The sequence below is a fragment of the Microcoleus sp. Z1_B2 genome (genome assembly GCF_036700325.1).
GTDB lineage: Bacteria > Cyanobacteriota > Cyanobacteriia > Cyanobacteriales > Microcoleaceae > Microcoleus.
In genome coordinates this window covers 1-19,487 of the sequence record NZ_JAUBOQ010000063.1, presented here as the reverse complement: position 1 = coordinate 19,487, position 19,487 = coordinate 1, and the positions used below count along the sequence as shown (strand labels likewise).

Sequence of the window (19,487 nt, the reverse complement as noted above, 5' to 3'; positions counted from 1 at the left end):
GAGGGGCAAAACTTAAGCTTTCCCCTCCTGCTGTTAATTTTTCTTGATTTTTAACGGGACTGGCCGGGTTCGAACCGGCGACCTAGCGCTTCAGATTTGTGTGAGTTTCCCCACTCTCTGGACTATACCTTCACCATATGCTTGCAGCTTTTAGGTGGTGACCGTCTAGTCTCTAAACCTTCCTGATTTCCATATAGGCGATTGTTTAATCGCCCTGAACTCAGGCTTGGCTTGGTATTGCCTTAGAGTCATAGGAACCCATAAACTCTTTAGGTTTCACCAAATTTGACCACATTCACTCCTAGAGTTTCCTCGCAGGGTGCCCGATTCTTCAGGAGGCGCTTGCTCTATCCATCTGAGCCACAGCCCCAGTTGCTAAACCGTTTTGATTATAGCAGTTAATGTCGATTTTGATTTTTTTTTTCATGATTGCCGATCGCCAGTTGCGAGTTTCGCAGCGATGCGGGCCAAGTTTTCTGCTGCGGTGAGTTTACCAGCACCGTAACAGGCGCGCTGTCTCCATGCGGTGACAGGGAGATGTCCGGGGGGAGCATCTTCGTTGAAGGAGAGCTCGCTGTAATATTTCCAATTTTCCTTGACTCGCCAGCCGACTCGATCGCAAAATTCAGTATAGTTAGCCCCGGTACTTTCCCAAATCTGCTGCTGCACGCTCAACCCGAACCGCCCGCTGCTGTATTGTTGCCAAAGTCGGTCGATCGTGCGAAGGTCTGTAGGAGGAAAACTGTCAATATCGGCTGCACTCAGCCAACCTTCGTCTTCCCTGACAGCGATTTGCAGCAAGATTTCCCAAGTGTGTTCATCAGCTTTGCGCCATTTTCCAGTTTCTAATAGCTTTGTCAGTTGGCGGTAGTCCATCCCCACTTCCGAGATAGCCGCAGTTGACTCAGGTATGGCGCCGATTTTGTCTTCTAGTCGCAGTAGAGTGCTGACAATCAATTCGGGGTTTAGTTGTTCTAGGCGGTACAGAACCCATTCTAACTGAGATTGAATGTGTGTGCGGGCGATCGCACCTTGCTGCACTTCCCCCTGCAACTCATCAAATTTAGCTAACCAATTTTGTTGATTGCGGGCCAATTCCCACATTTGTTTTGCCCACTGCAATCTAACTTGTTCTTTTTTTAAATAAGTTTTGGAAGGCTTAGCACGTTGCGGGTAGGGAGTCAAATCCCAGCCGCAAATCGAGCAAAACTCTGCTTTTTCTTCTATGTATTCAGCACCGCACACTGGACAGTTAGACATATTGCCATCAATTCGGTTGCCAAGTAATTATATGACATCTGGTAAATTAACCATAATTCGATTAGGTACGCACTTCGCACCCTACAATTACAGTTTATCTGTAGTAATGTGCGCTTTTCGCACCCCAAAGTTAGAGTTAATTATACCGCTCTAACAAGGCAAGCGAATAGTAAACAAACTGCCTTGGCCCAACTCGGATTTTACCTCGATCGTGCCGCGGTGAGCTTCGACTATTTGGCGGCAGAGGTGTAGTCCCAAACCTGTACTGGACTTCTTATGAGTTCCCGAGCTAAACCTTTCAAATAACTTTGCTTGTTCGGTGGGAGAAATGCCGGCACCGGTGTCTTTGATGTCTATAATTACCCATGCCAGCGGTTGGTTTTTGAAGCTAGTATAAGCAGGGGAATTAGCAGCTTTTAAGCTGACATCTATTGAGCCGTTGTCGGTGAATTTAATTGCATTTCCGATTAAATTTGTCAGCAAACGGTGTAGCTCCAGACGATCGCCCGGATACTTCGCAATCGGTGCACTTTCTGCACTTTCTGTCAAGTCTAAATTTACCGACAAACCTTTAGCATCCGCTAGGGGAGCTAGTTCTTCAGCTACCTCAGTAATAAGCTGGCGCAAGTCCACGGCCGCGAAACTTAGGGATTTGCGGCCTGCTTCGTACCGATATACTTCCAGCAACATATTTACCATCGCGATCAGGTTTTTGTTGCTGCGAACCATCGTCCCGAAAGCGTCGCGCATGGGAAGGGAAATTTCTCCCAAAGCTCCCTGCTGCATTAAAGTTAGCATTCGATCGGCTGCTACCAGGGGTGTTCGCAAGTCGTGAGCCAGTCGGGAGACAAAATCTTCGCGCTGGAGGGCGATCGAATTGCGCTCGTCTACGCTGTGTTTTAGCCGCAGGAGCGATCGAACCCTCGCCAGCAGTTCGTCCATTTCGACTGGTTTGCGGATGAAATCGTCTGCTCCCATGTCCAATCCCTGCACTACGCTGGCACTGTCGTGAGCAGTGATCAGCAAAATCGGCATAAAGGGCAATTCCTTATTTTCTCGGATTCGTTTAGTGACTTCGTAACCATCCATTCCCGGCATCATCACGTCTAGCAGTACCAAATCCGGGGGTGACTTGTCAATTTGACTCAAGGCCGAAAAGCCGTTTTCTGCCGTGCTAATTTCGTAACCTTCTTCTTCCAGGATTGTCTGCACCAACAAAACATTATCTGGTGCGTCATCTACAACCAGAATCCGATCGGCTTTTGTGGCATTGGGAACAGATAAATAACTCATTTAATTGCTAGCCTGGAAATATTTTTTCAACTTTAATATGGTATCCAACCTATGATTTCACATTTTTACACTTGTTAACTCTGTCATAAGGAATATCTCACAACTTTATCAAATCTTTTTACTTTTTATCAGTCGGATGTAATATAATCTACTACTTAGTTGTCATCGTATGCACACCGTCCCAATCATCGGGCGGGGGTACTTCCAAATAGCTCAGGGATCGGTCGAGGTGAACTTCCACAGGTCGATCGCTGGGTCGCATTGCTAAAGCCGCTTCAAAATAACTAATAGCTTTCTGAAAATTTCTAGCAATATAAGCATCCCTACCGTTACTATAAAGTTCCAAAAACCGAACGGTTTCCCCATCAATGGGTTCAGAACTATTTTGCAGCAACTCGTAAATACCAACTGGTTGATTTTTGCCCTTAACCCGCACCTTGTCTAACTCTCGCACCCAAATTCCTTCGCGACACAAACTGTATGTAAATTCGCTCAAAATTATATCGCATCCGTACTCCTTTGTAAGCTGTTCCAATCGCGAACTCAAATTCACCGCATCCCCAATTACCGTGTAATCCATGCGCTTTTGGGAACCAATATTTCCCGAAACCACCTCTCCGGAACTAATTCCAATTCCGAAGCGAAATGGATCTTCGCCGGGGCGAGAATCATTAAACTCTTTCAAACGCCGGCGCATATCTAAAGCCGACTGCACCGCCATCCAACCGTGGCTTTCCGGGGGATTCAGCGGCAGGGGCGCGCCGAACACGGCCATTAAAGCATCGCCGATAAACTTGTCTAAAGTGCCTTCGTAGTGGAAAACGGCCTCCACCATCGTCTCAAAATATTCGTTCAGCAGGGATACCACATCGGAGGCTCCCAAATTTTCGGTCAGCGTGGTGTAGCCGCGAATGTCGGAAAATAAAATAGTCACTTCTTTGCGTTCGCCCACCATCAGGGCGCCTTCACCCAAGGCCATCACTTTATCTACGACTCCAGGAGTCAGATAGCGGTACATCGTATTTTTCATCCGCTTTTCGCGGCTGATGTCTTCGAGTACCACTAAACCGCCGCGCACGCCGCCCTCTGGATTGATCAGCGGGTTGACAGTCAAATTCAAACTACGTTCAATTAGTTTAATTCGAGAGGCGGGGATGGGTAGCGGACAATAAGGGTGATACAGGGCAGAATTTCGCAGCGCAAATAGAGATTGGGCATTAGCTAATTCTGCCAGCGCTACTTCCTCAGTCCACGCGCGGTTTTCTCCCCAAGCGTAATATAAATTAGGGTCAGTGCGATCGGGTACGGCCAGAATATAACTTTCTTCTTGTTCTTCTTCTTGTTCTTCTTCTTGTTCTTCTTCTTGTTCTTTTTGGGAATTTAACGTTTTTTCCACCAACAGTCCCACCGTTAAACTTTGTTCGGGAACGTAATGTCTGGCAGCATGGTTGAGACTGTCTTCGAGTCGAAATTGCAAATTTTCGATCGGCACAACTTCCCAAACATAGCGATTCACCAGTTTATCTTCCCAAATCTGGGGATTGTGTTTGCTTTTAGCTTGATTTACCGGACAGCCCAACAATTCTAGGGCTGCTTCGTTGATAGTTACAACTCGCCCCTGTAAATCGGTGGAAATTACTGCATCTGAAAGACTTTGCAGCATATCTTTTTGATACTGCTTTTCCACCATCACGTTTTGAAACAGTTGAGAATTTTGCAGCGCCATTCCCGCTTGGGAATTAAACGCTCGCAAAAACTCTTCGTCGGAAGGGGTGAAACTACCTTGGTTCTTATTAATTAGCTGAGTCACCCCGATCAGCTCACCTTTAGCGTTATGCACCGGCATACACAAGACAGTCCGAGTGCGGTATCCCGTTTGCCCGTCTGTAGAGGGGTCAAAGCGGGGATCGTCGTAAGCATCTGTAATATTTAGAGGTTGACCGGTCGAAGCCACGTAGCCAGCAATTCCCTTATTAGCAGGAATGCGGAGATCTACCATCGTTTTGCCGTCAGCCTTGGCGACTTTTGTCCAAAGTTCGTTGGTTTCCCGATTTAACAAAAATAGCGTGCTGCGATCGGCCTGCATCAAGTCGCGAGCTTGATCCATGACAGAGCGCAAAGTTGTTTCCAAGTCAAGACTTTGACCCAAAGTAGTGGTGGCTCTCAACAGTGCGGCAACCCCTCGCTGGTTGCGGGCGACGACGTAGAAAGACTGACAGCTTTCGAGAATAATCCCGATCGAATCTGCAAAAGCCTGGAACTGCTGTTCGTCTTCCTCGCTAAAGGGGGCATCTCCAGCTTTATTTAACAGTCTGACCACCGCCACGGGTTCCTGTTGGCTCTTGCTGCTAAAAATCGGCATACAGAGGATGGTCTCGATGTGGTAGCCCGGTGGTTCGTCTACTTCGGTATTAAAATACTCGTGGGATCGAGCTTCGGCGACATTGATCGATTTTCCGGTTGTTGCTACGTAGCCTAAAATGCCTGCATCCATCGGCAATCGCACTTCTACATCTTCGCCCGTAAGTGGATCGACTGTTTTGTGCCACAGTTGATTTTTGTTCGAGTCCACCAAAAAAATTGTTGTCCGGTCTGCTTGCAAAATTTGACCAATTTTCACAGTGAAGGCATCTAAAAGTTGCTCTAAGAGACTTTCGAGTGCTTCATTGTTAATCAGGTCCATCGCCCGGATAAATTGCTGAAATTCAGCCGTGATAAAGTCCAGCAGGCACACTAATTCAGGAACTGGCAAGCTCTTAACACGGGAGGTCAATGCCCCCATAAAATTGACTTGAGTCAGTGTAGCCAGAACGCTACCAGTATTGGAGAATGTCATGATTAACTGCTTGCTCAGATGGGTAGACTGACCGCAGGTCGATCTGCGCGAGATTCGGCGGCGGTGCAAACTCTTGAATTTGTTTGCAAGCGCATCGGCACTCGCTTGTCGCTTTGATGAATCGTGAGTTCAAAAGTGGCGCACGCAACTTCAGTTTGCTTGTTATGTATGCTCGATCGATCTTTTTTCCAACCTCGATACTGATGAGGGTTCGTCAATTCAAGCTGAACTTGAGTTCGCAAAACAGAAGGCCTGAAAATTAGGTTACAGGCTTTAGTTCGATCGACAGTGCAATGTAGATTTGACGTTCTGTGCTCGGCCCCAGCGCGCGGTGTTACTGTTTTAGCGCACTCGGCGACCGTATCCGGTCAGGTAAAGGGCGCTATGAAAGCAGCGCGCAAGGCATTCCTACAGAGCTTACTCATAGTTTAATGGTAAACGCAACAGCAGGATAGCGACGGTAATTTATGCAGCAAAAAAGTTCGATCGGTCTTTGAAAACATCCCTATTCAATACCAACTGACGATCGAACAGGGAAGCTAAGCTGGCGGTGATGTTTAAAGGTGCTACAGATCCTGACATTTAGGCCGCTCTGGGCACAGACTGGGCAAACACCACTGATTGATAGTAGCGCTGCAGTTGTGCGGCAGCAGCGGCCCAACCCCAGCGTTCAGCTTCTCGGCGAGCGTTGTGGCGCAAGGTTTCCCGTTCTTCGGGATTCGCCAACAGACGCTTGGTGGCGGCGAGTGCTCCTTCTTCGTCGGCGGGGTCAAATAAATATCCGTTAACACCGTCGGTGACGATATCGGGAATTCCGCCGCTGCGCGCCGCCACTACGGGCGTCCCCGCAGCCATTGCTTCTAGGAGCACTAAGCCCAGGGTTTCGGTGCGGGAGGGAAAAATGAAGGCGTCGGCAGATGCGTAAGCTCTTGCGAGTTCTTGCCCCTTGAGGTAGCCGACAAAATTGGTGGGTGTACCGGCAAAATATTGTTCGAGGGTTTGCCGATGCGGGCCGTCTCCCACTAAGGCGAGGCGGGCATCGGGAATCGCTGCGAGGACTGGTTTGATGCGTTCGATTTCTTTTTCTGCACCGAGGCGGCCGACGTACAGCAGCAGGGGACTGTCTGGGTTATTTGCAGAAAGGCGCGATCGCATTTCTCGACTTGCCAATTCCGGGACAAACATTTCAGTATCTACGCCCCGCTGCCACAAATCTACTCGCTCAATGCCGTGGGTTCTCAATTCTTCCACCATTGCTGTAGAAGTACACAGATTCAGTTCTGCTTGGTTGTGAGCACCTTTGAGCAATTCCCACAATAAAGGTTCGAGGACTCCAAAACCGTAATGGTGCAAATATTTCGGCAAATGCGTGTGGTAAGAAGCCAAAATCGGAATGTTGAACTTTTTCCCGTAATATATACCGCCCAATCCCAAAATAGCGGGATTGACAACATGAATAATATCCGGTTTAAACTGCTCTAATTGGCGACCGACAGCCGGAGAAGGCAGTGCCATTTTCAATTCCGGGTACATCGGCAAAGGCAAACCCTCCACACCGTAAACTCGTGCGCCTTTGTATTCTTTAATCCCGTAATCTGGAGAAAATATCAGAACTTGTTCGCCCGATCGCTGCAAGTGATCTACAGTGTGAATCAGGCGCGTCACAATGCCGTCTATTTTCGGCAAAAATGTTTCAGTGAACAGAGCAATTTTCATAAAAATAAGTTACTTAGGGAGCCGATAATCATAGCCAGAGGCCAAGGTCATCGGTAACAGGATACACTGTGTCGCGGGGAGTAAGTCATGGCGCGCGATCGGCTGCTTTTCTACACTTCTTCTTTCTGTTGCACTACCGCTAATTCCGAGCGAGAGGTTTTTGGGGTAAGATCCAAATTCCCTGAATGCGAATAGATAAAATTATCCCACCTAAAAGCAATCCCACACCTTTGGCAAAGCAATTAATTCTGTGAATTTCCTGTGCAGTTTTAGCAATTAACATTTCTTTTTCCGCAGCATAAGGCGCTTCGCTAACAGGCGCGGTAATTTTGATAACTCGCGGTTAGTGCAGCCCATTCCGGTATTAAATAATAATAACGAACTGCACTGGCTGAAAATCTCGGCAGAACAACGAAAAGCAACAGAATAATATTGCGAATTTCTACGACATTTTTTTCCAAAAAGCCAGCATTAAAAACCTTATGGATTTTTTTTAATTAACCGCAGAGGACACAGAGGACACAGAGAAAGAGATAAAAAAGATAGATTATCGTAATATACAGCAAACTCCATTCAGAACTTGCGAACCCTTCTCCTCTCTTCCCTTCTTTTCTCTTACTTCGCGCCCTTCGCGCCTTCGCGGTTCGTTAAAAAGCTCTTTCCCCGCAGGTAGAGGTCTGAACTTACTTCCAAGAAACCTTCGGCAAAATCTGGTTTTTATCGACACGGTGCTGATATTTTGTAGCAAAATTCAGCAGAGAATCGAGCAGGGAATCTGAGAGATAGTGCGGTTGCAAACCGAGGTCTAGCAAATTGGTGTTTTTGGCATTGAAATAATGTTCTTCTTTCTCGACTCTGGGATTTTCGATGTTGTTGATTTCTACTTTTAATCCCATTGCCATGCCTGCTTTTTGCACCAAGGAGGCTAAGTCGCCGACGCTGAATTGTTCGGTGAATTGGTTGAAGACGCGGAATTGTCCGGCTTCGGCGGGGTTGGCTAGAGCCAATTCCACGCACCGCACGGTATCCCGAATGTCTAAGAAGCTGCGGGTTTGTCCGCCACTGCCATAAACTGTCAGAGGATGACCGATCGCAGCTTGGATGCAAAATCTGTTCAATGCTGTCCCGAATACTCCGTCGTAGTCCAAACGGTTGATCAACAGTTCGTCCATGCCGGTTTCATCTGTGAGCACGCCGTAGACTACGCCCTGATTTAAGTCGGTGGCTCTTAAACCCCAGATTTTGCAAGCAAAATGGATGTTGTGGGAGTCGTGGACTTTTGACAGGTGGTAGAAACTGCCTGGTTGTTTGGGATAGGGTAGTGTATCCTTGCGACCGTTGTGTTCGATCGTGATGTAGCCTTCTTCAATGTCAATATTCGGCGTGCCGTATTCGCCCATTGTCCCTAATTTCACTAGGTGACAATCGGGGAAGTCTTCGCGGATGGCGTACAGCAGGTTGAGTGTCCCGACGACGTTATTGACTTGGGTGAGGACTGCGTGTTCGCGATCGATCATTGAGAAAGGTGCCGAACGCTGTTCGCCGAAATGGACGATCGCCTCTGGTGCAAATTTTCTCATGCTTTTGCTGAGAAAATCGTAGTTGGTGATGTCACCGACGAACAAGTCGATCGACTTGCCCGTTAAATCTTGCCATCGCTGGAGTCGTTGCTGAATCGGTGCGATGGGAGTGAGGGTGTCGCTGCACAGTTCCAGATCCCAGTGCCGCCTCACGAAGCTGTCGAGGATGCCAACTTCGTAACCTTTGTTAGAAAGGTAGAGTGCGGTTGCCCAACCGCAATAGCCATCGCCACCAATAACCAGGACTTTCATAAATCAACGGTGAATCTTGCTTGCCAATACTGGGTTAATGTACCAGGTATTGGTGCATTCTGAACCTTTAATAAGCGCGTGTTCGCCCAGGAAGGACTCTGTTTTTTTGGATTAACCCGGAATTTCGTCGGCGAAACTGGCCCGGCGGGTGAATTCAAAGGGGCCAGCCTGGGCTCCCCAGACGTGGGCGTCGGTTTCTGGGTCGCGCCCGCGATCGTGGCTAATAAATTTGTCTTGGTCAATCTCGAATTCGCTGTCTAGATAGGTTTTTTTGCCCTTTCTGACCACCATGCAGCCTTTTCCGGGTTCGACAGACCCTTTGAAGCTGTTGCCCGTCCACTGCGTAATAAAGGTGCAGCCAGGAAGTAGAGTCAGTTGTTCTTTTTTGATTTCTTGCAGCCGTTGCGGGTCGCGGGCCGCGCCGTAGAATTGTTCTTCGTTTTCTATGGCATAATTTTCGATGTCGATTCGATCGCCCACTGGGACTAATTTCAAAACTCGGACTCGGTACGGTACGTGCAGTTCAATATCGTAGGCTTGTTCTAGGTACAAGCTGATCCCATCCAGAACTTCGATCGGCAAAGGCCTCATGCAGACGCGGATGTGGGCGAAGAATGGCGGGTTTTCAAAGGCTTGGGCTTGGTTGCTGAAGTCGGCGGCCATCCAGCGGGCGAGGGTGACGATATCGGTGGAATGAGACATATCGATTTTCGATTTTAGATTTTAGATTTTGGATTGAGGGAGTAGAAGTTATTTTAGGGGATAGCGGGCGATCGGCTATTACTCTCAAGATATTGTTGATAAGCTGCCCTCACTCCTCCAAACAACTTGATCGAAATAAGTCTTGGAGCGTCCAACCCCTCTTCTGGGCTAGTTCTCGAATCCGCAGTCTCACGTATCTGATCGCCCTTATCGAAAAACTGGGTCTAAAGCCCCGTCCTTCTAGGACGGCTTTTCCTCTTTAAGTTTATCAATCCAGCCCTCTATAAGTTGGGTCATTGTTTTTTCTTTCTGTTTGGCAATTCTCCGCAACTTCTCTAGCCGACTCACGGCAATGCGAATACTTAATCTTTCTCTGGTCATTTGGCTACCCAATTGCTACCCTATTATGTGATCATGGTAAGCATGAAAGCAAGATATCAGTACCGTTTCTATCCAACAAGCCAACAGCAGCAGAGCTTAGCTCAGTTGTTCGGTTGCGTTCGTGTTGTTTATAACGATGCTCTTGCAATCTGCAAACAATCTCAAAAGAAGCCTAAATCGGCCCAACTCCAAAAGATTGTTATCACTCAGGCAAAAAAGACTCAGCAAAGAGCTTGGCTTAGTGAAGTGTCGGCAATTCCTTTGCAGCAGTCGGTAGCTGATTTAGAGGCAGCCTTCAAGAATTTTTTCGATTCCTGTAAAGGTAAGAGAAAGGGGCAAAAAGTTGGCTACCCTAAATTCAAAAAACGCACCTCTAGTCAGTCAGCTAGACTAACTCGCGGTGGGTTTTCAGTCAAGGGGCAGGGTGTTTATTTAGCAAAGATGGGTATTGTCAAGCCGATTTGGTCTAGAGAGCTACCGTCAGAGCCTAGCTCAGTTACGATAATTAAAGACTGCGCTAACCGCTATTTTTTGAGCTTTGTAGTAGAAGTAGAACCCGTTCAACTCGACGCCAAAAACCAAAGTGTCGGGATTGACTTGGGTATTAAAACTTTTGCTGTGATGAGCAACGGTGAAAAAGCTGTAAGCCCCTGCTATAAAGCGGTAGACCGCAAGGTTCGCCAACTTCAGCGTAAGTTAGCGCGTCAACAGAAAGACTCTAAACGAAGAAGAAAAACCCGTATTCAAATTGCCAAACAGCACAACAAGATTGCTGATACTCGCAAAGATTTCTTGCACAAACTATCAACCAAAGTAGTTAGCGAAAACCAAACTATCGTTTTGGAAGAGTTGAATGTATCAGGAATGGTTAAAAACCGTAAACTGTCTAGAGCAATTAGCCAGCAAGGTTGGAGAGAGTTTAGGGTCTTAGTTGAGGCAAAGTCGGAAAAGTATGGACGTGAGTTCGTAATTATTAGTCGATGGGAACCTACAAGCCAAACTTGCTCTGATTGCGGATATAAATGGGGAAAAATTGATTTGTCTGTGCGTTCTATACTTTGCCTAAATTGCGGTACAGAACACGACCGAGATGAAAACGCTTCGGTAAATATAGAAAAAGTCGGCCTGGGGCATCGGCACGACTCTAAATGTACGTCGAGACAGAGTAAGACTACCGGGCGTAGCGTCCGTCAATGAAGCGTAAAGAATCCCCACGCCTTCAGGCTGGGGAGTATGTCAACCTATGATACCAACATCCAAGCCCAAATTAAACACTCATCCCTGGTGTATCGTGCGACAATTGCCAAATATGCAGCGATTGGTGGTTGCTCGGTTCCACCGTCGGGGCGATGCGGAGGGATATATCCAGATTTTACAGCGGTTGTTGCCGACGGCTAAACACGCGATCGTTTTTGATACGACTGGGGCTGAGAAATTGCCACAAGTGCGATCGACTCAATTAGAACGCATCTTGTAATTAATCAGGAGCATCGAATTTTACAACAAGTGCGATCGCTCTTTCCTTAAATTCACTTAACAACGGATAAGCTACAATATTCCAAGAGTATCTGAGAGCTGTTATTCCTATGAATACTCAATTAATGGTAAAACCTTCTTCTTTGATACCCCAAGGCATCAAAATGGTAGAATTTGGGAATATTTACTTATTCAGATTTACCGACGATATCCAATCTCGCATGGAAGAACTGCTAGAGAGAAAAAGACTAGATTTGTTAACTGTCGATGAAATTCCCGAATTAGCTGGCATCATCGAACTATCCCGAATTTTTACCTTGATTAACGCCCAACTTTCCACTCAAGCTAAATGGTGTCCGATCGCACTCGACAATTTATACGACAACGAGCTAAATATCTCTGCGAATACTGCCACTCTCCAGAATATCTAAGCCCAGATCGCTTTACCATAGATCATCTCATGCCCAAATCTCTAGGCGGATCTGATGACAGTGAAAATTTAGCATTAGCTTGCCGTCGCTGCAACGAACGCCACTACAATTTTACCAACGGAATTGACCAGGAAACTCAGCAAGAATGTTTATTATTTAATCCTCGTCAGCAGCAGTGGTCAGAACATTTTATCTGGACAGCAGATGGCCTAAATATTGTCCCTAAAACTCCCATAGGTCGAGCAACTTGCAATCGGCTTGACCTTAATGATGAACGTTATGATGAAGAGGATTCGATTCGGCGATCGCGCAGGTTTTGGGTAGAAGGTGGTTGGCATCCACCTGCTGAAGATGCTCGTCAATTAGAATAAGCACGATCGTTCAATCCAAAAGTTTTATGAAATGAAGCATTTGCGCCGTCAATCTACAGATAAACCTAGAGATTTTTGGCGCAAATACGTTGTCGAACTGATACTTTTGCCAGAGATTAAATCCTCTGGTTGAAACATCTAAATTAGCAAATTAGATGAGTTTGACAGCCCGCAGACCAAACATCAGCACTGTCGCCAAGCCGATCATGCCGCCAAAGATCCCAAAATAAGTTATTGCTCCGCTAAGAGTCATGGCAATTTCTCCAAAACAATCAATAAAAAGACATATAAGAACTATAATCTAAAATCTAATATCTAAATTAGATAAATATGCAATCCATAATTAAAGTTGACTTGGGGCCACAATCTTACAATGTTTGCGTGCGATCGGGCGGTTTAGACGAACTCGGCAGTCTGATGGGCGATTTAAGTTTGGGCAAAAAAGTGCTGCTGGTGTCGAATCAGTCGATTTTTCGGCAGTACGGCGAAAGAGCAACAGCAGCCCTCGAATCAGCCGGTCTGGAAGTCAGTAGCTGCATTTTACCACCGGGAGAACAGTACAAAACTTTAAATTCGGTACAGAAAATTTACGGTGCGGCTTTGGAAAACCGCTTAGAACGTTCCTCGACAATGGTGGCTTTGGGCGGCGGGGTGGTTGGCGATATGACGGGTTTTGCGGCGGCGACTTGGCTGCGGGGAATTAATGTCGTGCAGGTTCCGACTTCGCTGCTGGCGATGGTTGATGCTTCTATCGGCGGCAAAACGGGGGTAAATCATCCTTTAGGGAAGAATTTAATCGGGGCTTTTCACCAGCCACGTTTGGTTTTGATTGACCCGGATGTACTCAAAACTCTGCCGGCGAGGGAGTTTCGGTCGGCGATGGCGGAAGTCATCAAGTACGGGGTGATTTGGGATGCTGAACTTTTCGGGAAGTTGGAGAATTGCAAGCGTTTGGATCAAATGCGCTATGTGAAGGCGGATTTGTTGGCAGAAATTTTGAGCAGGTCTTGCCAAGCTAAGGCTGAGGTGGTCAGCAAAGACGAGAAGGAATCGGGTTTGCGGGCGATTTTGAATTACGGACACACCATCGGTCATGCTGTGGAAAGTTTGACCAATTACAAGGTGATCAATCACGGGGAAGGAGTGGCTATCGGCATGGCTGCGTCAAGCCGGTTGGCTGTGGAGTTGGGAATGTGGGATGCTGAGTACGATCGCCGCCAGTCTGCTTTACTTGAAAAAGCGGGTTTACCTGCCAAATTGCCGGCGGGTGTGGATGTTGAGGAAATTTTGCATACTTTGCAACTGGACAAGAAGGTGCAGGATGGCAAGGTGCGGTTTGTGCTGCCGGTGCGCTTGGGTGAGGCTGCTGTGAGCGATCGGGTGGATGGGGATTTGATTATACAAGTTTTGAAGGAAATGCTTTAGATTCTCGTTTTTGGGGGTGTTTAACCGCCGCTGAACGCTGATTCACGCCGATCGCCCAAGATTTTTTTTCTTTCAATCGGCGATCGGCGGTTGAGTTTAGGATTCGCTGGATCGCGAATTAATTTCCTCCAAGATTTTCTCTACTCTGTTAGCAGCTTGAGTTCTACCTTGCTTGATAAATAACTCCTTAGCTTTTTTGAGGCTGGCTACCGCCTCCGCTTGGTTTTCCTTGTCTCCTTGCTGGTACAAACCGACTCCTAAATTGTTTAAAGCATCGGGATATCGATCGTTAATTTTAACGGCTTGTCTCCACTGAACAATTGCCTCGGGCAACTGCCCCTGACTTGCCATCGCCACGCCTAAATCGTTGTGAGCTTTGGCGTGCTTCGGGTTGACTTCAATTGCTTTTTGGAATAGAACGATCGCCTCGCTCATTTTACCTTGCCCCGACAGCATAGTTCCCAACTTGTAATAAGCATCCGCTTCTTTGGGATAGCGAGCGATTAGTTGTCGGTACAAAGCTTCGGCATTGACAGCGTTTCCTTGACCGTAAAGGTCGTTGGCAGTTCTCAAACCCACGGTGTAGCCTTTACCTACAACTTGGCACTTTTTCTCGGAGTTGCCTTCCTGCTTGCAAATCCTGAGTTCGTCTCCCTTCATCTCGTAGGACATAACTTCCCGAACAGCAGGGCCTCGGCGTGGGGGCTGCAAGTTCTGCGACTGCAAGTTTTGCGAGAGTTGCAGGGCGATTGTCTCAGCCCCGGCCGGTTCGGCCACTGCGACACTCCAGATTCCTGCACCCACCAAAATGCTTGGGGCAATCCACCTCAAAGGTTTTAACCAGGGAAACTCTCGATCGTTTTTCATGTCTTTTGTCGAAACGTGTTGTTGATATCCTGGGTTTCACTAGGGCCGTAAGAGTCGGAGCCGATGGGGCCCACCCGATGAAATAGTTAGTTATTAACAGTCGAGATATTTTAGCACTGCGGGGCCGAGTTTGAGTTAAATTAGAGTAGAATTTCGATCGATTCTCAGTCAACCTTAGCAGGAAAATAGAAATGGGGCAGTCTATTCTTACCATGCTCTTTGCGCTCATCCTCGGCTACGCTGTTAACTCCAGCGTCAAAATAGTCAGCGGTGGCGACGAAGCTTTAGTGGAACGTTTGGGTCAATACAAGCGCACCCTCAAGCCAGGATTCCACTTTATCAGTCCCCTGGTCGAAAAAGTCGTCTGCGTGGACACAACCCGTGAAAGAGTTTTAGATATTAAACCTCAGTCAGCAATCACGGGAGATAATGTGGCTCTAGAAGTCGATGCCGTGGTGTATTGGCGGGTTGTGACTTTAGAGAAAGCTTATTATGGAATAGATCAAATTGAAAATGCGATCGCCAACTTAGTTTTAACCACGTTTCGCGCTGAAATTGGTCGATTGCCAATGCAAGACATCTTGGGTTCCCGAGATGACATGAATAAAAAGTTACTCAAGAAGTTAGACGAAGCTACTCAACCTTGGGGCGTCAAAGTAATTCGCGTAGAAATTCAAAGCATTACACCTCCGAAAAGGGTGCAAGAAGCTATGGAATTGGAGCGCGCCACTAAGAGCGAGTGGCAAGCAATGGTCAATAAGGCGATCGGCACTAAGGAGTATATGAGGCTCTTAGTTGAAGCTTTAGACTCCCATCCCAATAGCAAGCAAGTTTTGAATTACTTAGTAACAGAAAAATACTTGGATGCTCAACAAAAATTGGGCGAAAGCGACAATGCCAAAATTCTGTTTATGGACCCCAGGAGCATGACAGAAGCTTTGGGCGAGCTGATGGGTTCTATGCCCGATGTGATTCATTCTGAGGGCGGGGAAATGAAAGTTATTGATACTCCCACTTCTCAAGACTGATTTCTGAAGATAGCGTCGGCAACCAGACAAACATCGTGCATTTCTCTGACATCGTGAACTCGCAAGATATCTGCCAAATTTGCGATCGCACCTGTACAAGCCGCCGCTGTCCCCCAAACTCTTTGTTTCGCTTCTGGCTGATTCAAAATGTGACCGATGAAGCTTTTTCGCGATACTCCGACTAAAATCGGACAGTTTAAAACACGGAATTTTCGCAACTCTCGCAGAATTTCTAAGTTTTGACTGTAAGTCTTGGCAAAGCCAATACCAGGGTCGAGAATTATTTGAGATTTGTCAATCCCCGCCGCCACTGCTGCAGCAATTCGACTCTCGAAAAATTCCCCAATTTCCCCGATTAAATCCCGATAATCTGTCATTTGTTGCATCGTCTGGGGAGTTCCCCGAATGTGCATCAAAATTATTGGCACTTTTAACTGAGCAACCGTTGACAGCATTTCCGAGTCAAAAGTCGCTCCCGAAATATCATTGATGATATCAGCTCCCGCCTCTACCGCAGCTTTCGCAACCTGCGCTCTGGTAGTATCGACTGAAATAGGAACTGAGGCAAAAATATCGGCTTTTTGTCGCAGTGTTTGTACTACAGGTATAACGCGATCGATCTCATCTCCTAATGATATTTCCACTGCACCGGGCCGAGTAGATTGACCGCCAATATCAATAATATCAACTCCACATTTTACCATGTTTTCCGCTTGCGCCAAAGCAGATTCTATGGTATAGAAATCTCCGCCGTCACTAAAACTGTCAGGGGTTACGTTCAAAACGCCCATTAAATAAGTGCGTTTTCCCCAATCAAAAACTTTATTTCTAATGGTAATTTTTTCTGGGTTATTTGTCATGGCGATCGTGGGATTTGATATCTGACTGAACGCACGGGTAGCCAGAAACCGGGTTTTTTCACGACAATATTTCGTTTCCACCCACAGATTCTGTAAAAAACCCGGTTTCTTTGAGTCTTAATGCGTCCAAGACTGTTCAACCAAAACTCAACCAGCTAAAAACAGTATCAACTGTCAATTCTAATTCAATTTTATCAATTATTGGCAACCGAGCTGCACCTTTGTACAGTTCTACTTTTTGTCCTGGAAATACTGCCAAAATACTCTCTTCTTCTGGATCTAGTAACCACCCCAACTCAGTGCCGTTTCGCGAACAGTGGAGTAAGTTACTCAGCACTTTTGTTTGGCTTTGGTTTGGAGACAGAATTTCTATCGACCAGTCAGGATTAATGTCAAAGCGGTTAGCAATTCTACCCGACGGCAAAAAAGGAATTCTTTCCCATAGGAATACTGCTACATCTGGCACGATTGATGCCTCGCCAAAAGTGCAGCGCAACTCGGGAAAAGCATTGGCAATTTTCCGAGTTTTCGCTACTTGATTGATAGTCTTGCAGAGTTCACCTTGAAGTACGCTGTGTTCACCTTGAGGCATCGGCTTCTGAATGATTTCTCCCTCAAGAAATTCTGAGGCCGGTTCAGTTTCAGGAAGTTTGAGGAACTCGTCTAAGGCGGGTTTGGGTTTAACGATCGCAGTCATAGGTTAATTCTCCCGATCCGAGAAACACTGAACGGCACATCACAATTGTAGGCGATCGCTGTTTAATTCCCGCTGCCTTGTTCCAATTACCAATTAACAATTACCAATTAGCAATTAGCAATTACCTAATTACTGATAATTGACAATTCGAGCAAAACTCGCAGCTTCCAAACTCGCACCGCCTACCAGAACCCCGTCAATCTCAGGCATCGCCATAACTTCATCAATATTCTCCGGTTTAACAGAGCCACCGTACTGAATTGGCACGTCAGGATTAGTCAATTTACTGCGAATCAAACCAATAACTCGGTTAGCTTCCTTCGTTTCGCAAGTATCGCCAGTGCCAATGGCCCAAATCGGTTCGTAAGCAATTACCAATTTCTGCTGGTCAACACCAACCAAATCTTTTGCCAACTGAGAAAAAATGTGAGATTCAGTTTCCCCTGCATCTCGCTGCTGCTTGGTTTCCCCAACGCACAGAATCGGAATTAAATCGTATTTCTGAGCAGCTTTCAGCCGCAAATTCACCGTTTCGTCAGTTTCCCCAAAATATTGGCGCCGTTCGCTGTGGCCGATGATGACATAACGGACACCAAGTTCACTAAGCATTGGCCCGGAAATTTCCCCAGTAAAAGCTCCAGACTCTTGCCAGTGAACGTTCTGAGCACCGAGTCTAATCCGGCTGCCGTGCAAATTTTTCGAGAGGACAGCCAAGGAAGTGAAGGGAACGCAAAGCACGACTTCCCGTTCCTCTGGGGTTTCCGTCAGGCAGGACATGAATCCTTGAAGAAATTCTAGGGATTCAGTCCTAGTTTTGTACATTTTCCAGTTGCCAGCAATAACTATTTTCCGCACGGGTGACTCAGTAGCTCTGTGAACATCAAAATCAGGCAAATTATAGTGTAAAGCTTTAGGGTACATTTCGAGCCCTTATTGCCCAAACTCAATACGAGCTTGCTCAACTAAGTCAACGGTGACGACTTCGGTTTCGGCTTCGCGGGCCAACTGCTCGATGCGGACGCGAGCTTGTCCCCGGACAAAATAGGGAATATTTTTCAGCTTCGCCTTGGCTTCTGGCGTCCATTTTAAATCATCGGAAAATTCGGAATCGGGCATGGCGTTTTGAGCGATCGACTACAAGCCTTCATGTATCAGGCTTTGATGGAAAGCCTGGATGTATTAAATTTACCACGAGTTGCGATCGCCCCACACCTTCTCACTTTGCCTTAAATTTGTTGCCTAAAATAGCCGACGCCTCTTGTAAAAGCTGATTCTGCTCTTGTCGAATTGCCTCCAACCTTGTCAAAATATTAGCAAGTCGTTCTTGAGACTCCAAACTGTTTGATTCAACTCCCCTCACTTGTAAAGCTGAATTATTGTTGTATTCTAGATTCTTTGAAACCAAGGAGTTTACAGCCACTCCACCGAAATTACTTACAGATTTAGAGCCGAAACTCAAAACCCCTTGCATAAATTTTACAGGGCTTTGCAGAACAAATAACCATCCTCCAGCAAAAAATCTACTTAAAGCCTGAAAAAGACCCAATATAATGAATACAAATAACAGTATCACTGCTAAAGATATCAGCGGATGACTCACCAACCAGAAGACTACAGGGTGAGAGTCAATCCAATCTTTAACAGTACCATTGATAGCATTTTTGATGGCATCTGAAGCGGCATCGCTCATATTTCCCGCCTTGTTAATGCTATCTTCTAATGAAGCCTTAGCCTTTTCTGTAGCTTGATTTACACTCTCTACAGCTTGGCTAGTGCTTTGATTCAGAGTATTGAGCGCAGAGTTAGTAGTTTGATTAATAGTTTCTTTAGCAGTTGCCGCGGACTGAGAAACAGCATTAACAGCTTTGTTGGTACTTTCACTGACGCGACTAACTGCTTGATTAGCAATTTCCGATATAGAAAGTCTCGCTTTTTCGGTTTTCTCCGCTACATTACCTAAAGCATTGTTCGTAGCTTGATTAACAGTATTAACGGCAGAATTTGTAGTTTGAGTAAGAGCTTCTTTTGCCTGAGACGCAGTTTCGGAGAGAGAATATTTAGCTTGTGCTGTTGCTTCTGAAGTAGAATTCACTGCTTTTTCGACTTGCTCAGTCCAAACTTCTTTCGTTTTTTGAAAGCTTTGAGAAAAATCCGGCAGTGCTACTTCCATAGTCAGTGATCTCCATTAAGTTAATTTACTGTTTCCAGTGATTATAGTATAGCTTCTATTTTTAATAAGTAGGTAGGCGTAAAAAAACCAAATCATGTTAAGATAAGTAAACACTCAAGATTTGATTTACAAAATCAACAAA

Annotated in this window: 20 protein-coding genes; 6 read left to right on the top strand and 14 right to left on the bottom strand. The window is 46.3% G+C overall.

Annotated features, from left to right (window positions below; translation table 11 throughout):
• Nucleotides 1-423: 423 nt before the first annotated feature.
• The 7 genes from QT984_RS26595 to QT984_RS26565 all read right to left on the bottom strand — a co-directional run bounded on the left by QT984_RS26595 (nt 424) and on the right by QT984_RS26565 (nt 10,020).
• Nucleotides 424-1,260, bottom strand: a complete 837-nt coding sequence (locus QT984_RS26595) for a GUN4 domain-containing protein (RefSeq protein WP_333057389.1) — start codon at nt 1,258-1,260, stop codon at nt 424-426.
• A gap of 150 nt (nt 1,261-1,410) precedes the next feature.
• A complete protein-coding gene (locus QT984_RS26590; RefSeq protein WP_333233910.1) occupies nt 1,411-2,553 on the bottom strand; it encodes a hybrid sensor histidine kinase/response regulator in 1,143 nt (380 codons plus the stop codon).
• Between the two features lie 151 nt (nt 2,554-2,704).
• Nucleotides 2,705-5,389 carry a GAF domain-containing protein gene (locus tag QT984_RS26585; protein ID WP_333057387.1) on the bottom strand — a complete coding sequence of 895 codons (2,685 nt, stop codon included), beginning with the start codon at nt 5,387-5,389 and terminating at the stop codon, nt 2,705-2,707.
• A gap of 582 nt (nt 5,390-5,971) precedes the next feature.
• A complete protein-coding gene (locus tag QT984_RS26580; RefSeq protein ID WP_333211462.1) occupies nt 5,972-7,105 on the bottom strand; it encodes a glycosyltransferase in 1,134 nt (377 codons plus the stop codon).
• Between the two features lie 683 nt (nt 7,106-7,788).
• The gene (locus QT984_RS26575; protein ID WP_333057384.1) at nt 7,789-8,937 is read right to left on the bottom strand and encodes an NAD-dependent epimerase/dehydratase family protein; all 1,149 of its coding nucleotides are present in this window, start codon (nt 8,935-8,937) and stop codon (nt 7,789-7,791) included.
• A gap of 111 nt (nt 8,938-9,048) precedes the next feature.
• A complete protein-coding gene (locus QT984_RS26570) occupies nt 9,049-9,639 on the bottom strand; it encodes a chromophore lyase CpcT/CpeT (RefSeq protein ID WP_333057383.1) in 591 nt (196 codons plus the stop codon).
• Between the two features lie 240 nt (nt 9,640-9,879).
• A complete protein-coding gene (locus QT984_RS26565) occupies nt 9,880-10,020 on the bottom strand; it encodes a hypothetical protein (protein ID WP_333211460.1) in 141 nt (46 codons plus the stop codon).
• A 42-nt stretch (nt 10,021-10,062) separates the two neighbouring features.
• Between QT984_RS26565 and QT984_RS26560 the strand changes: the two genes are divergently transcribed.
• The 4 genes from QT984_RS26560 (at nt 10,063) to QT984_RS26545 (ending at nt 12,298) form a co-directional block, all read left to right on the top strand.
• Complete coding sequence (locus QT984_RS26560; RefSeq protein WP_333057382.1) at nt 10,063-11,217, top strand: transposase; 1,155 nt, start codon at nt 10,063-10,065, stop codon at nt 11,215-11,217.
• 46 nt (nt 11,218-11,263) lie between these two features.
• Entirely contained in the window at nt 11,264-11,497 is a 234-nt protein-coding gene (locus QT984_RS26555; protein WP_333057381.1) for a hypothetical protein, read from the top strand.
• Nucleotides 11,498-11,606: 109 nt separating this feature from the next.
• Complete coding sequence (locus tag QT984_RS26550) at nt 11,607-11,927, top strand: hypothetical protein (RefSeq protein ID WP_333057380.1); 321 nt, start codon at nt 11,607-11,609, stop codon at nt 11,925-11,927.
• Between the two features lie 29 nt (nt 11,928-11,956).
• A complete protein-coding gene (locus QT984_RS26545; protein WP_333057379.1) occupies nt 11,957-12,298 on the top strand; it encodes an HNH endonuclease in 342 nt (113 codons plus the stop codon).
• A gap of 151 nt (nt 12,299-12,449) precedes the next feature.
• Here the strand turns inward: QT984_RS26545 and petL are convergent, their stop codons facing one another.
• Nucleotides 12,450-12,551 carry a cytochrome b6-f complex subunit PetL gene (gene petL / locus QT984_RS26540; protein WP_006633742.1) on the bottom strand — a complete coding sequence of 34 codons (102 nt, stop codon included), beginning with the start codon at nt 12,549-12,551 and terminating at the stop codon, nt 12,450-12,452.
• Between the two features lie 77 nt (nt 12,552-12,628).
• On the opposite strand from petL, the gene aroB reads away from it, so the two are divergent.
• Nucleotides 12,629-13,723, top strand: coding sequence for a 3-dehydroquinate synthase (aroB, locus tag QT984_RS26535; RefSeq protein ID WP_333233912.1), 1,095 nt, complete (start codon nt 12,629-12,631; stop codon nt 13,721-13,723).
• A 96-nt stretch (nt 13,724-13,819) separates the two neighbouring features.
• On the opposite strand, the gene QT984_RS26530 is transcribed toward aroB, so the two are convergent.
• Nucleotides 13,820-14,590: a tetratricopeptide repeat protein gene (locus tag QT984_RS26530; protein ID WP_333057377.1), complete on the bottom strand. Its 771-nt coding sequence runs from the start codon at nt 14,588-14,590 to the stop codon at nt 13,820-13,822.
• A gap of 191 nt (nt 14,591-14,781) precedes the next feature.
• Between QT984_RS26530 and QT984_RS26525 the strand changes: the two genes are divergently transcribed.
• Nucleotides 14,782-15,618, top strand: a complete 837-nt coding sequence (locus QT984_RS26525) for a stomatin-like protein (protein ID WP_333057376.1) — start codon at nt 14,782-14,784, stop codon at nt 15,616-15,618.
• On the opposite strand, the gene folP is transcribed toward QT984_RS26525, so the two are convergent.
• The 5 genes from folP to QT984_RS26500 all read right to left on the bottom strand — a co-directional run bounded on the left by folP (nt 15,609) and on the right by QT984_RS26500 (nt 19,345).
• Nucleotides 15,609-16,478: a dihydropteroate synthase gene (folP, locus tag QT984_RS26520; protein WP_333057406.1), complete on the bottom strand. Its 870-nt coding sequence runs from the start codon at nt 16,476-16,478 to the stop codon at nt 15,609-15,611. The genes QT984_RS26525 and folP overlap by 10 nt on opposite strands.
• 136 nt (nt 16,479-16,614) lie before the next feature.
• On the bottom strand, nt 16,615-17,175 hold the full coding sequence (locus QT984_RS26515) for a Uma2 family endonuclease (protein WP_333057375.1): 561 nt from the start codon (nt 17,173-17,175) through the stop codon (nt 16,615-16,617).
• A 129-nt stretch (nt 17,176-17,304) separates the two neighbouring features.
• A complete protein-coding gene (gene tpiA, locus QT984_RS26510; protein WP_333057405.1) occupies nt 17,305-18,030 on the bottom strand; it encodes a triose-phosphate isomerase in 726 nt (241 codons plus the stop codon).
• Nucleotides 18,031-18,105: 75 nt separating this feature from the next.
• A complete protein-coding gene (locus QT984_RS26505; protein ID WP_006633749.1) occupies nt 18,106-18,291 on the bottom strand; it encodes a PCP reductase family protein in 186 nt (61 codons plus the stop codon).
• 100 nt (nt 18,292-18,391) lie between these two features.
• On the bottom strand, nt 18,392-19,345 hold the full coding sequence (locus QT984_RS26500) for a hypothetical protein (protein WP_333375267.1): 954 nt from the start codon (nt 19,343-19,345) through the stop codon (nt 18,392-18,394).
• Between the last annotated feature and the right edge of the window lie 142 nt (nt 19,346-19,487).